We start from the raw sequence: 13,558 nt of genomic DNA on the forward strand, positions 1-13,558 counted from the left end.
GAGAGAGGAATTCGACATGCCGTACGTCATTGCCGGCCACTGCCTGGACGTCATGGACACGTCCTGCACCGAGGAGTGCCCCGTCGACTGCATCTACGAGGGTGAGCGCAAGCTCTACATCAACCCGAAGGAGTGCATCGACTGCGGCGCCTGCGAGCCCGTGTGCCCCGTCGAGGCGATCAGCCAGGACCGGCGCGTCGCCGACGACATGGAGGAGCACATCGAGGACAACCGCCGCTTCTTCACCGAGGTCCTCGAGGGGCGCGAGGAGCCGCTCGGCGCGCCGGGTGGCTCGCACAAGACCGGCCCGGTCGGGGTCGACACCCCGATGGTCAAGGACCTCTGAGGCGCCGTGCTCGACGGACACACCCTCGTCGACGCGCACGTCCACGTGCCCGTCCTGCCGTCGCTGTCCCGGTCGTGGCTCGACTGGGCCCGCCAGTTCGGGCCGGAGGGCCTGCTCGAGCGGGCCTGGGACGGCGAAGGGCGACCCCGCCCCGAGGTCATCGACGAGCTCTTCGCAGGGCAGGGCGTCGACGTCGCCGTGCTCTTCTGCGAGTACAGCCCCAAGGCCACCGGCATGCAGCTCTTCGACGACCTGCTCCCCATCATCGAGCACAACCCGCAGCGGTTCCGCCCGATGGCCAACGTCAACCCGCACCTGCACCACCCGATCGGCGCCGAGGTGCGTCGACAGCTCGGGCACGGCGCCGCGGGGCTGAAGCTGCACCCGGTCCACGGTGGCTTCCGCTGTGACGACCCGATGCTCTACCCGGCCTACCAGGTGCTCGTGGAGGAGGGTGCGCCCCTCGTCGTCCACTGCGGCACCTCGACCTTCTCCGGGTCGTCCAACGAGTACGCCGACCCCACCTACCTGCTCCCGGTCTCGCGGGACTTCCCCGAGCTGGACATCATCCTCGCCCACGGGGGTCGGGGCTGGTGGTACGAGCAGGCGGCCTTCATGGCCATGAGCAACCCGCGGGTGTGGATCGAGCTGTCCGGGCTGCCGCCGAAGCGGTTGCCCGAGTACTACGCCGCCGCCGGCCTCGCACGGCTGGCGAAGAAGATGATCTTCGCGACCGACTGGCCCGGTGTGCCCGGGGCGGACGTCAACGCCCGCGCGGTCGCCGACCTGGTGCGGGACGAGGACGTGCCCGCGGTGCTCGGCGGCAACGCCCTTCGCCTGTACGCCAACATGCCGGCGGTGGGCTGACATGCCGGTCTACGCCCTCGGTGACCGGGTGCCCGTCATCCCGGACTCGGCCTTCGTCCACCCCGACGCCGTGGTCATCGGTGCCGTGACCCTTGGCGAGCGGGCCTCGGTCTGGCCGACCGCGGTGCTGCGCGCGGACTTCGGGCAGATCATCGTCGGTGAGCGCACCTCGGTGCAGGACGGCACCGTGGTGCACTGCATCGAGGAGCAGCCGACGAGCATCGGCGCCGAGTGCGTCGTCGGGCACAACGCCCACCTCGAGGGGTGCACCATCGGCGACGGGTGCCTCATCGGCTCCGGCTCGGTCGTGCTGAACTTCGCCACCGTCGGTGCCGGCAGCGTCGTCGGTGCCGGCGCGGTCGTCGCCGAGCACGCCGACATCCCCCCGGGCTCGATGGCCCTCGGCGTCCCCGCCAGGGTGCGCCCCGCTCCCGACGAGGTGGCGGCGTGGATCCGCTTCGGCGTCGACGAGTACCTCACCAACTCCACCGTCTACCGCGACCAGCTGCGTCGGCTCGACTGACGCCCAAGGAGGGAACGATCATGAACGAGGCCACCCAGGGTGTCCCCGCATCCGAGCTGAGTGACGAGGAGCTCGAGAAGCAGGGCAAGAGCGCCCACGAGACCCGCAACTGGGTCTTCCTGCACGGCAGTGCCGAGCAGTTCGCCCACCACACCGCCCGGATGCTCGAGCTCGAGCGGGAGTACCTGCGTCGCTACCCCAAGCGCACGTGGCAGGGCAGCGGTGGCGCCCCCACCGACCTCGCCCAGACGGCCGCCTCCTGGCGCGAGACCGTCCGAGGGGTCATCGCGCAGCTCGAGGCGCTCGTCGAGCTGCCCGACCCGCAGTCCGCGGACGCCCCCGGCGTGGTCGACCCGGCTGGCGCCTTCCTGCAGCGCCTCGCCGACAACGGCGGTCGGCTGAACAAGCTCGAGGCCCACCAGGCCGCTCGTGAGGTCGGGCTCGACCCCGCCGTGCGCGCGGACCTGTACCGGGCCGACCCGCCGCTCGTGGCCACCGAGGGCACCGACCGTGTCCTCACCGACGCCGGTCGCGCCCGTCTGGCGGGTGGGAAGTGATCACCGGGTCTCCTGCCTACCTCGTCGACGGCGTCCGCACCCCCGTCGGCCGCTACGGCGGTGCGCTGTCCGCGGTGCGCCCCGACGATCTCGCGGCGCACGTCATCCGTGAGCTGGTCGCCCGGCACCGCGACCTCGACCCCTCGCGGATCGACGACGTCGTGCTGGGCAACGCCAACCAGGCCGGTGAGGACAACCGCAACATCGCCCGGATGGCCGCGCTGCTCGCGGGACTGCCGGTCGGTGTCCCGGGGACGACGCTCAACCGCCTGTGCGGCTCCGGCCTGGACGCCATCGGCTACGCGGCCCGCGCCATCCGCGCCGGAGACGCCGACCTCCTCGTCGCCGGGGGAGTGGAGAGCATGAGCCGCGCCCCCTTCGTCCTGCCCAAGTCGGCGACCCCCTTCTCCCGGTCGATGACGCTCGAGGACACGACGATCGGCTGGCGCTTCGTCAACCCCGAGATGGAGCGGATGTACGGCACCGACCCGATGCCGGGCACCGCGCAGAACGTCGCGACCGATCACGACGTCTCCCGCGAGGACCAGGACGCCTTCGCGCTGCGCTCGCAGCAGAAGGCCGCCGCCGCCATCGCCTCCGGCCGGCTCGCCCGCGAGATCGTCCCGGTGAGCGTGCCGCGGCGCAAGGCCGACCCGGTCCTCGTCGACACCGACGAGCACCCGCGCGAGACCTCGCTTGAGGCACTCGGCGGGCTCACGCCCCTCTTCGCCGGGGGGTCGGTGACCGCCGGCAACTCCTCGGGGGTCAACGACGGTGCCGCCGCCCTGCTCGTCGCCTCCGAGGAGGCCGTCGAGAAGCACGGGCTGACCCCCTTCGCCCGGGTCGATGCGGTGACCGCCGTCGGCGTGGAGCCGCGGGTCATGGGCATGGGCCCGGCCCCGGCCGTGCAGCGTCTCGTCGAGCGCACCGGTGTGGCCCTCGACGACGTCGGCGTCATCGAGCTCAACGAGGCCTTCGCCTCGCAGGGGCTGGCGGTGCTGCGTCAGCTGGGGATCGCCGACGACGACCCGCGGGTCAACCCGCACGGTGGCGCGATCGCCCTCGGGCACCCGCTCGGGATGAGCGGTGCCCGCCTCGCCCTCTCCGGCGGGATGTCCATGGCGGACGATGACCACGACCACGCGATCATCACGATGTGCATCGGCGTCGGGCAGGGGATCGCGGCGCTGCTCTCGCGTCCCTGACCGCCGCCCCGCCCCGCACTGCTGCCGCGACCCTGATGGGATGTGTCCATGACCGATCCACTGATTCGCCTCGACCGCCACGACTCCGGCGTCGCCGAGGTCGTCCTCAACCGCCCCGAGGCGATGAACGCGGTCTCCACGGCGATGGCCGAGGCGCTCACGACCGTCGGTGAGGAGCTGCGCGCGGACACCTCCGTGCGTGCCGTCGTCGTCACCTCGAGCCACGAGAAGGCCTTCTGCGTCGGAGCCGACCTCAAGGAGCGCGACGGCTTCAGCGACGACGACCTGCGCGCGCAGCGGCCGGGCAACCGGCTCGCCTACCGGGCGCTGTACGACCTGGCCGTCCCGACGATCGCGGCGGTCGACGGGCACGCCCTCGGCGGTGGCTGCGAGATCGCCCTGGCCTGCGACCTCATCGTCGCGGGTCCGAGGGCGAGCTTCGCCCTGCCCGAGGTCTCGGTCGGCGTCATCCCCGGTGGCGGCGGGACCCAGCTGCTGACCCGCCGGATCGGCTGGTCACGGGCCGCGGACCTGATCTTCACCGCGCGCCGGATCACCGGCGAGGAGGGCGCGCGCCTGGGCCTGGTCGACCGGCTCGTCGAGGACGCGAAGGGGGAGGCCCTCGCCCTGGCGGACACCATCGCCCAGCACTCGCCGATCGGGGTGCGCAATGCCAAGACCGCGATGCGGGGCGGCCTGGACGTGAGCGTCGACGACGGCCTCGACATCGAGGACGCCCGCTGGCACGACACCGCCTTCAGTGCGGACCGGGCCGAGGGCGTGCGAGCCTTCGCCGAGAAGCGGAAGCCGAGCTGGCCAGGGCTGGGGTGACGGGGGCGTCGACGCGGGGTGACTAGGGTGGCGTCGTGATCGATCTGCACACGCACTCCTCCCGCAGCGACGGGACGGACACGCCCGAGGACCTCGTGGCCCAGGCCGCAGCGGCCGGTCTGACGACGCTGGCGCTGACCGACCACGACACCACCGCGGGGTGGTCGGAGGCAGCGGCGGCGGCGCAGCAGCACGGCATCGCCCTCGTGCGCGGAGCAGAGCTGTCCACCCGGCACGCGGGTGGCAGCATCCACCTCCTGGCGTACCTCTTCGACCCCGACCACGCCGAGCTCACCGCCGAGATGGACCGGGTCGTCCACGACCGGCTGCCCCGGTTGCAGCGGATCGTCGAGCGGATGGCGCAGGACGGCTTCGATCTCACGTGGGAGGACGTCCAGGCCCAGCTGGGGACGGGCAGGCGCACCCCGTCCCGGCCGAACATCGCCGACGCGCTCATCGCGAAGGGCTACGCCGAGCACAGGGACGAGATCTTCCGCAGGTGGTTGCACCACGGGTCGCGCTACTACGTGCCCTACTACTCGATCGACACCGTGGCCGCGATCCGGCTCGTGCGCGCTGCCGGAGGTGTGCCGGTGCTCGCGCACCCCTTCGCCTCCCGGCGTCAGCGTGCCGTGGCCGAGGAGTCGCTGCCCGAGCTCGTCGAGGCCGGGCTGGTGGGGATCGAGGCGGAGCACCGGGACCAGAACGACGAGGAGCGGGCCCTGGCCCGGCGACTGGCGCGTGAGCACGACCTCGTCGTCACCGGCAGCAGTGACTTCCACGGTGACGGCAAGATCAACCGGCTCGCGGAGAACACCACCGCGCCGGAGGCCCTGCAGCGCATCGAGGCGACCGCCTCCGGCATCACCCCCGTCCTGCGCTGACCTCGGCCGTCAGGCGGCACGCAGGGGCTGGGAGTAGCGTCCGAGGCATGAGCGAGCAGCAGCGGCAGGACGAGGTCATCGAGACCCTGGAGTCGGCCTTCGCGGACCTGATGGCAGCCGACCCGGCCGCCTTCCGGGTGAAGTTCCGCAAGATGGCCGACAACCCCTTCGCCTTCTACCGGGGGACCGCCTGCCTGTTCCACCGGGACCTGGCTGCAGCGGAGCAGCTCTGGTCCGACGAGCGGACCGGCCGGGTGTGGATCCACGGCGACCTCCACCCGGAGAACTTCGGCACGTACGTCAACTCGCACGGCGAGCTCGTCTTCGACGTCAACGACTTCGACGAGGCCCATGTCGGACCCTTCACCTGGGACCTGCGGCGGTTCGTCGCCGGGCTGGCCGTCATGGGGTGGCGCAAGGCGCTGCCCGAGCAGGCCGTCCGCCGGCTCGCCGAGCTCTACCTGCGCTCCTACATCGACCGGGTCCACCTCTTCGTCGACGACTCCGGCGACGCCGACTTCGCCCTGCGCCTCGGCAACACCGAGGGAGCGATCCACGCGACCCTGCAGCGAGCTCGTCGGATGAGCCGGGCGGCGATGCTCGACTCGATGACCGAGGTGGGCGACGAGGGACGCCACTTCCGGGAGGGCCCGGGAGTGCGTCGCCTCGAGCCCGAGGAACGAGAGGTCGTGCTGGAGGCCTTCGCGGACTACCTGGGCACGATCCCCGCGTCGAAGCGGGTGGACCGCGAGACCTTCTACGTCGTCAAGGACGTCGTCGGGCGGTCCGGGTTCGGGATCGGCAGTGCCGGGCTGCCGGCCAACAGCGTGCTCATCGAGGGCTTCAACGAGGCCCACGAGAACGACATCGTGCTGTCGATGAAGCAGGCGAACCGGCCGGCGCTGGCCGACGTCGTCGACGTCCCCCGCATGGCGGAGCTCTTCGCCCACGAGGGGGATCGCACGGTGATCAGCCAGCGGGCGCTGCAGGTGCACTCGGACCCGCTGCTCGGCCACACGCAGATCGAGGGCGTCGGCTACGTGGTCGACGAGGTCTCGCCCTACGAGCTGGATCTGTCGTGGAGCGACCTGGACGAGCCCGCGGACATGGAGTCCGTCGTCGCGGACCTGGGCCGGGCCACGGCGAAGATCCACTGCGTCTCCGACGCCGACAGCGACCACACGGTCGTCGACTTCCAGACGGAGGAGGCCATCGCCGAGGTGCTGGCCGGGCGCGAGGAGGAGTTCGTGCGGGAGGTCGTGGACTTCGGGATCACCTACTCCGAGCGGGTCCGGGCCGACCACGCCCTCTTCGTCGATGCCTTCCGCGAGGGTCGGATCGGCGAGGTCGACGCGGTCTGAGGCGCCCGCCGGGTGCGGCGTCGGGGTGGCGTGGCGGCCGGGAGGGTCTCGACCTGCGAAGATGATCGAGCATCCGAGGAGAGAAGGGCACCCCAGGTGGCACGAGCCAAGAAGGCGGCGATCATCGCCGTCGCGAACCAGAAGGGCGGCGTCGCGAAGACGACGTCCGTCGCCTCCATCGGCGCGGCCATGGCCGAGACCGGGAGGCGTGTCCTGCTCGTCGACCTCGACCCGCAGGCCAGCCTGACCTTCAGCCTCGGTGTCGACCCCGACGTGGTCGAGCTGTCCATCCACGAGGTGGTCCTGGGCCAGGCGGAGATCGCCGACGCGATCCTCGAGGCGAGCGAGGGCATCGACCTGCTCCCCTCGACGATCGAGCTCGCCGGTGCAGAGGCCCAGCTGCTCACCCGCCCGGGCCGCGAGTTCATCCTCCAGTCCGTCCTCGAGGACGTGCGCACGGACTACGACGTCATCCTCCTCGACTGCAGCCCCAGCCTGGGGGTGCTCACCCTCGCGGCGCTCACCGCCGCGACCGGCCTGATCATCCCGATGCAGGCCGAGATGCTCAGCCACCGCGGCGTCGGCCAGCTCCTCGACACCGTCAAGGACGTCAAGCGCCTGCTGAACAAGAAGCTGAAGACCATCGGTATCCTGCCGACGATGTACGACGGCCGCTCGAACCACTCCCGTGAGGTGCTCGAGGACCTCGGCGGTCGCTACAAGCTGCCCGTGCTCTCACCACCGATCCCGCGGACCGTCCGCTTCGCGGAGGCCCCGGCCGCGGGCCGGTCCATCCTCGACACGGCGCGCTCCAGCAAGGGCGCCGCGGCCTACCGCGAGGTCACGACGAGCATCCTCGCGGCGGTCTGAGCCCCGCCTCCTCCCATGGTTTCTCTGCAACGCGCACGCAGCCTCGCCGCCGGCGGTGCCCGCGCCCTGGGCACCGGTGACCCCGCCGCACGACGGCAGGTGGTCGACCCCCTTCGCGCGCGGGTGGTCCCGACCTCGGTCGCCGGTCTCGACCCCCTGCTGGCGGGCTATGTCCGGGGCGCGGAGGAGATCGGGGTCGACGACACGGTGGCGACCGCGCACCGCACCCGCTCGACGCTCCTGCGCGCGGTCGCGGGCGAGCTGGCCCGTCGCACCGGCGCCCCGAGCTGGAGGGCCGGCTGGGCCGAGCTGCTCGTGACCAGCGGTGATCCCCACCTCGTGCGCACCGGGTCGGCCGTCCTGCGCGAGCTCGTCGACGAGGGGCACGCCGAGGAGCTGACCGCACGTCAGTCGTTGCTGCACGCGCACACCCTGCTGCTGCGCCAGAGCGAAGCCGGGGAGGGCGCAGCGGTCCTCGTCGAGCAGCTCCCGCTCCTGACCCAGCTCCCGGCCGACGAGCGCGCCGACCTCGAGACCGAGCTGGCGCACCCGTCCCGCACGGGTGACGAGGCCACCTGGTGGTCGCTGCTCACGCGCCGCTGGCGCGAGGCCGGGATGCTCGTACCGCGCCTGCTCACCGAGTCCGAGATCGCCGAGGTCATCGGTCCGGAGGCGGTCGAGGCCTTTGCGGGAGGGCTCCCCGTGTACGACCGGGTGGGACCCGACAGGGCGGAGCTGGCGGAGCGGCGAGCGGGCCTCACGGGGCGCGTCGCAGCCGCCACCGGCCGGGACACGGTGGCCGAGGACCTGCCGCTGGTGAGCGTCATCGTCACCGCCTATCGCCCCGGGGCGTGGCTGGCCACCGCGATCCGTGCGCTGGTGGACCAGACCTGGCCCCACCTCGAGATCCTCCTCGTCGATGACGCCTCAGGCCCCGAGCACGCGGACCAGATCGCCCGGCTGGCGGCCCTCGACCCGAGGGCACGCGTCATCACCCGTGAGCGCAACGGCGGCGCCTACCGGGCGCGCAATCGTGGTCTCGCGGAGGCGAAGGGGGACTACCTCGCCTTCCTCGACGCGGACGACTGGTGCCACCCCGAGCGCATCGAGCGCCAGGTGATCCCGCTGCTGGCCGACCCGGACCTCGTGTGCACCCACGCCCTGGCGATCCGGGGCAACGACGAGCTGCAGCTGACCTGGCTCGGCTACCCGGCCGTGCGGCACAACGCCTGCGGGGTGGTGATGCCGCGGTCCACGCAGGAGCGCGTCGGCACCTTCGACGACGTGCGCAAGAGCGCTGACAGCGAGTACAACGCGCGGATCGAGGCCGTGACCGGGCGAGAGCCCCTTCTCGTGGAGCCGCCCCTGCAGCTGACGCGGCTGCGCTCGGGGTCGTTGTCCCGCAGCGACTTCGGTGTCGGTTGGGGGATCGGGGGACGGCTGGCCTATCGCTCCGCCTTCAAGTCCTGGCACCGCCACCTCTCCGCCGTCCGGGCGAAGGGGGAGCTGCCGGACCAACCCGGCGGGGTCGCCGTGTACCCGGGCGGGCCCCCGCCGGGGCTCGACCTCGAGTGGGCCACCCGCCACGGTGAGTCCAGCCCGGGCCGCATCCGGGCGACCGGCCGGCCCTTCGCCGCGCCCCACGCCTGGCTCTCGTCGTCCCCGCTGCGACCCTTCGACGTCCTCGTCGTCGACGATGCCGCGGACACGATGGTCGACCCCACGGAGCTCGCCCAGGTGCTCCGGCGCCTGCGCGACCGGGGTCTGCGGATCGCTCTGCTGCACCGGGAGAACCCCGCGCGGCTGCGCCTGTCCCGCAAGCCGCTCCTGCCGATGGTCCGCAACCTGCTCGACTCCGTCGAGGACGTCGTCCAGGTCCACCCGGAGGAGCACGTCGAGGCGACGATCACCTGGGTCCGGCGACCCGAGGCGCTGTCCGTCGCCCGCCCCGCACCCGACCTGCGCTCCGGGGCGGTGGTCGTCACGCAACCGACCGGGACCCGCACCCACCGGGTCGATCCCGCGTGGACCCGTGCGGCCGTCGAGGCCGAGCTGGGCACGTGGGGCATCCCGGAGGGGATCTCGTGGCTGCCCGACGAGCTCGCCGAGGAACGGGTCCACCACGTCGCGACGCAGGAGGAGAGATGAACGCCTCGCACATGCCTCGCCGGTCGAGAGGACCGGCCAGGACCGTGCGCCACGCGGTCCGCCGGACCCGGGCCGCCGGCACCCTCGTCGCCGGCGGCGTCCGCGCGCTGCGCACCGGGAGCCCGGCCACGCGCCGACGGGTGCTCGACCCCCTTCGCGCCCGGTTGCTCCCCCTCCCGGTCGCCGGTCTCGACCCGCTGCTGGCGGGCTACGTCCGGGGGGCGCGGGAGACCGGGGTCGACGCCACGGTGGCGACCGCGCACCGCACCCGCTCGACCCTGCTGCGCGAGGCCGCGGGCGAGGTGGCACGCCGCACCGGCGCCCCGAGCTGGCGGGCCGGCTGGGCCGAGCTGCTCGTGACGAGCGACGACGAGCACCTCGTGCGCACCGGGTCGGCGGTGCTGCGGGAGCTCGTCGAGGACGGCCACGCCGATCGCCTGACGACCCGGCAGACGCTGCTGCACGCCCACACCCTGCTGCTGCGACAGCGGGAGGCCGGGGAGGGTGCCGCCGCCCTCGCTGCCCAGATGTCCCGGCTGACCCAGCTCTCGGACGACGAGCGCGCCGACCTCGCCACCGACCTCTCGCACCCGTCGATCACCGGGCGGGAGGCGATCTGGTGGCGGCAGTTCACCCGCCGGTGGCGCCGGGCCGGTGTGCTCGTCCCACGCCTGCTCAGCCAGGCCGAGCTCGCCGAGGTCATCGGCGAGGAGGCGGCGGCGATCTTCCCCACCGGCGCCCCGGCCTACGACCGGGTGGCCGCTGATCCCGGCGAGCTCGACGCCCTTCGCTCCGGTGTCGCCGCACGGGCGAGCGCCGCAGCCGGTCGCGAGCTGACCGAGGCGCAGCTCCCCGTGGTGAGCGTCATCGTCACCGCCTTCCGCCCCGGCCCGTGGCTCGTCACCGCGATCCGGGCCCTGCGCGAGCAGACCTGGCCCCATCTGGAGGTCGTCGTCGTCGACGATGCCTCGGGCCCGGAGCACAGCGAGGAGATCGCCCGGATCGCGGCCCTGCACCCGGACGCGCGCGTCGTCGTCCGTCGGGTCAACGGCGGTGCCTACCGGGCGCGCAACCTCGGCATCGCCGAGTCGACGGGGGACTACCTCGCCTTCCTCGACGCGGACGACTGGTCCCACCCCGAGCGCATCGAGCGCCAGGTCCTGCCCCTGCTCGCCGACCCCGACCTGCCGGCGACGCACAGCCTGACGATCCGCTCGAGCGACGACCTGCAGCTGGTGTGGCTCGGCTACCCGTCGGTGCGCCTCAACGCCTCGGGGCTGGTGATGCCACGCACGACGGTCGAGCGGGTGGGTGCCTTCGACGACGTGCGCAAGAGCGCCGACAGCGAGTACGACACCCGCATCCCGGCGGTCACCGGGCGGCAGCCGCTCCTCGTGGAGCCACCCCTGCAGCTGACGCGACTGCGCTCGGGGTCGTTGTCCCGCAGCGACTTCGGTGTCGGCTGGGGTGTCGGCGCCCGGGTGGCCTACCGGGCCGCCTACAAGGCCTGGCACCAGGACCTCGCCGCCGCACGCGCGAAGGGGGAGCTGCCGGGGCAGCCCGACGGGCTCGCCGAGTACCCCGGTGGCCCGCCGCCGCGCCTGGACCTCGACTGGACGACGCGCCACGGCGAGTCGGCCCCCGACCGGGACCACGCACGGGGGCGCCCCTTCGCCGCTCCCCGCGTGTGGCTCTCGACCCGGCCGCACGCCCCCTTCGACGTGCTCCTCGTCGGCGATGCCGCCGACACGATCGTCGATCCGGCCGACCCGGCCGACCTCGTCGCCGCCATCGAGCGCCTGCACGCCCTGGACCTGCGCATCGCCGTGCTCCACCGGGAGAACCCCGCCCGCCTGCGCCTCTACCGCGAGCCGCTGCTGCCCCGGATCCAGATGCTGCTCGACACGCACGGCGACGACATCGTCCAGGTCCACCCGGAGGAGCACGTCGAGGCGACGGTGACCTGGATCCGTCGGCCCGAGGCGCTGTCCGTCGGCCGGCCGGCACCCGACCTCGACCTCGGGTCCGTCGTCGTGACCCAGCCGCCCTACACCCGCCTCCACCGCGTGGACCCCGCGTGGGACCGGGCCGCGGTCGAGACCGAGCTCGAGAGCTGGGGCATGGCCCCGGGGAGCGCCGAGTGGCTGCCGGAGATGGTCGCCGAGGAGCGGGCCCACCACCTGGTGAAGGAGACCCGATGAGCCTCGGATCGAGCATCCCGGCCCGCCTGCGTGCTCCCGCGAGGTCCGTGCGGGACGCCCTGCGCGAGGCCACGGCGGACACGCGACAGCGTCGCGCGGCGGTGCGGCGCCACGAGCGCTCGATGGCCCCGGTGACCGCGCCCCGGCGGGTGACGGAGCCACGGTTGCGGGTGCAGGTGCTCGCCACGACCCGGATGCGTGCCGGGCTCGCAGGACAGTGGGAGCTGACCGACCGGGACCCCGAGGCCGTGCTCCTCGAGGTCGACGCGACGAGTGCCGTGAGCATCGAGGCCCCCTTCGCCGAGCAGCGCCGCGCGGCAATGGCCGCCGACGTGCCCGTCATCGTCTGGGTGACCGCGAGCTCCCGCGTCGTGACGGCCGACGTGACCCGTCTCCTCGAGGGGGTCACGGCGCCCGTCCACGTCGTCGTCGACGACGAGGAGAGCGTCGACGACTGGGCCGCGGGTCTGGGCCGGAGGGTCCAGCACGCCGGGCCGGCAGCGGACGCCGCCGTGCACTCACCGGCGATCGTGGGCTCCACGCTGCGACGCGAGCCCGTCGTCGCCCTCGTCGGGGACGGTGCCTTCGACCGGGGCCGGCTGGCCCCGGTCCAGCCCGAGCGGGTCGACGTCCTCGCCGGCGACGACACCGAGAGCGAGCTGCCGGGCGACCGGCCGGTCCTGGGTCACTACCGCGCCGCGGCCTTCGTCGCCGACCGACCGCTCACCGCCTGGCACGCGGTCGAGGCGGCTGCGGCGGGCACCGCGCTCCTCGTCGGCTCCGACGTGACGTCGCTCCCGGGGGCCCTGTCGGAGCAGGCCTGCCCGGTCGACGGCGACGCCCAGCTGCGCCAGCAGGTCATCGCCCACCTGTGGCAGGACGAGGTCGTGGACCGGTCCGCCGTCGCGACCGCCCGGACCGTGCGCCGGGGACACACCTTCGCCCACCGGGCCGCCGACCTCGAGGCCCTCGTGGGGCACCCCGGGGACGGGCGAAGGGGGCGGCCGGGCTCCCCCTTCGACCGCTCGGTGAGTGCGGTGATCTCGACGAACCGGGTGCACGAGCTCGACACGATCGCCGACAACATGGCCCGGCAGAGCGCGGTGACCTCGGGTGACCTGCAGGTCGTCCTCGTCCTCCACGGGCTCGAGGTGTCCGCCGCGGCGGTGGAGGCCCGCTTCCGTGACCAGGGCCTCGACCAGCTGGTCGTCGTCGCGGCCGACTCCTCGCTCACCCTCGGCGCGTGCCTCAACCTCGGGATCGACGCCGCGGACGGGGCGCACATCGCGAAGATCGACGACGACAACTTCTACGGTCGCCACTACCTCGACGACCTCGTCGACGCGATCGACTTCTCCGGGGCGGGGATCGTCGGCAAGTGGGCCCACTACACGTGGCTTCGCAGCACCGGCGCGGTGGTCCTGCGTTTCCCCCGCAGCGAGCACCGCTACGAGCGGCTCGTCCAGGGCGGCTCGATCCTCATGCGTGGTGACGTGGCGCGCGAGCTGCGCTTCTCCGACCTGCCCCGGGCCGTCGACACCGACCTGCTCGACCGGGCGCAGTCCGCGGGGGTGCGCACCTACTCCTCCGATCGGTTCAACTACGTGAGCATCCGTGGGACCGACCGGCACGCGCACACGTGGACGCTCGAGGACGCGGCCTTCATGAACCGCACGAGCCGGGTCGTCTTCTACGGCGACCCGCGCCAGCACGTCGACGTCTGACCTGACCATACGAACTACTGCAGGCAGTAGTTCGTATGGTC

The 13,558-nt window shown here is 73.1% G+C and carries 12 protein-coding genes; all 12 read left to right on the forward strand.

The features are described 5' to 3' along the window. The first annotated feature begins 16 nt into the window (after positions 1-16). The 12 genes from fdxA (at position 17) to ACR9E9_RS06780 (ending at position 13,517) form a co-directional block, all read left to right on the forward strand. Positions 17-346, forward strand: a complete 330-nt coding sequence (gene fdxA / locus ACR9E9_RS06725) for a ferredoxin (RefSeq protein ID WP_435202941.1) — start codon at positions 17-19, stop codon at positions 344-346. A 6-nt stretch (positions 347-352) separates the two neighbouring features. Beyond that, on the forward strand, positions 353-1,213 hold the full coding sequence (locus ACR9E9_RS06730; RefSeq protein WP_435202943.1) for an amidohydrolase family protein: 861 nt from the start codon (positions 353-355) through the stop codon (positions 1,211-1,213). A gap of 1 nt (position 1,214) precedes the next feature. Further along, positions 1,215-1,736, forward strand: a complete 522-nt coding sequence (locus tag ACR9E9_RS06735; RefSeq protein ID WP_435202945.1) for a gamma carbonic anhydrase family protein — start codon at positions 1,215-1,217, stop codon at positions 1,734-1,736. 20 nt (positions 1,737-1,756) lie between these two features. Next, entirely contained in the window at positions 1,757-2,293 is a 537-nt protein-coding gene (locus tag ACR9E9_RS06740; RefSeq protein WP_435202947.1) for a DUF6158 family protein, read from the forward strand. After that, entirely contained in the window at positions 2,293-3,498 is a 1,206-nt protein-coding gene (gene pcaF / locus ACR9E9_RS06745; RefSeq protein WP_435203591.1) for a 3-oxoadipyl-CoA thiolase, read from the forward strand. Before ACR9E9_RS06740 ends, pcaF begins: the two co-directional genes overlap by 1 nt. Positions 3,499-3,546: 48 nt before the next feature. Further along, entirely contained in the window at positions 3,547-4,329 is a 783-nt protein-coding gene (locus tag ACR9E9_RS06750; RefSeq protein ID WP_435202948.1) for an enoyl-CoA hydratase/isomerase family protein, read from the forward strand. Between the two features lie 35 nt (positions 4,330-4,364). Further along, a complete protein-coding gene (locus ACR9E9_RS06755) occupies positions 4,365-5,213 on the forward strand; it encodes a PHP domain-containing protein (protein WP_435202950.1) in 849 nt (282 codons plus the stop codon). Positions 5,214-5,260: 47 nt separating this feature from the next. After that, positions 5,261-6,574, forward strand: coding sequence for a DUF2252 domain-containing protein (locus ACR9E9_RS06760; protein ID WP_435202952.1), 1,314 nt, complete (start codon positions 5,261-5,263; stop codon positions 6,572-6,574). A gap of 96 nt (positions 6,575-6,670) precedes the next feature. Then, the gene (locus ACR9E9_RS06765) at positions 6,671-7,444 is read left to right on the forward strand and encodes a ParA family protein (protein ID WP_435202954.1); all 774 of its coding nucleotides are present in this window, start codon (positions 6,671-6,673) and stop codon (positions 7,442-7,444) included. Between the two features lie 15 nt (positions 7,445-7,459). Further along, positions 7,460-9,592, forward strand: a complete 2,133-nt coding sequence (locus ACR9E9_RS06770; RefSeq protein WP_435202956.1) for a glycosyltransferase family 2 protein — start codon at positions 7,460-7,462, stop codon at positions 9,590-9,592. Beyond that, complete coding sequence (locus ACR9E9_RS06775; RefSeq protein ID WP_435202958.1) at positions 9,589-11,793, forward strand: glycosyltransferase family 2 protein; 2,205 nt, start codon at positions 9,589-9,591, stop codon at positions 11,791-11,793. Before ACR9E9_RS06770 ends, ACR9E9_RS06775 begins: the two co-directional genes overlap by 4 nt. Next, positions 11,790-13,517, forward strand: a complete 1,728-nt coding sequence (locus tag ACR9E9_RS06780) for a glycosyltransferase (protein ID WP_435202960.1) — start codon at positions 11,790-11,792, stop codon at positions 13,515-13,517. The genes ACR9E9_RS06775 and ACR9E9_RS06780 overlap by 4 nt, the downstream gene beginning before the upstream one ends. The last annotated feature ends 41 nt before the right edge of the window (positions 13,518-13,558 follow it).

It is taken from the genome of Janibacter sp. GS2 (assembly GCF_051200835.1).
In the GTDB taxonomy this organism is placed as follows: Bacteria; Actinomycetota; Actinomycetes; order Actinomycetales; family Dermatophilaceae; genus Janibacter.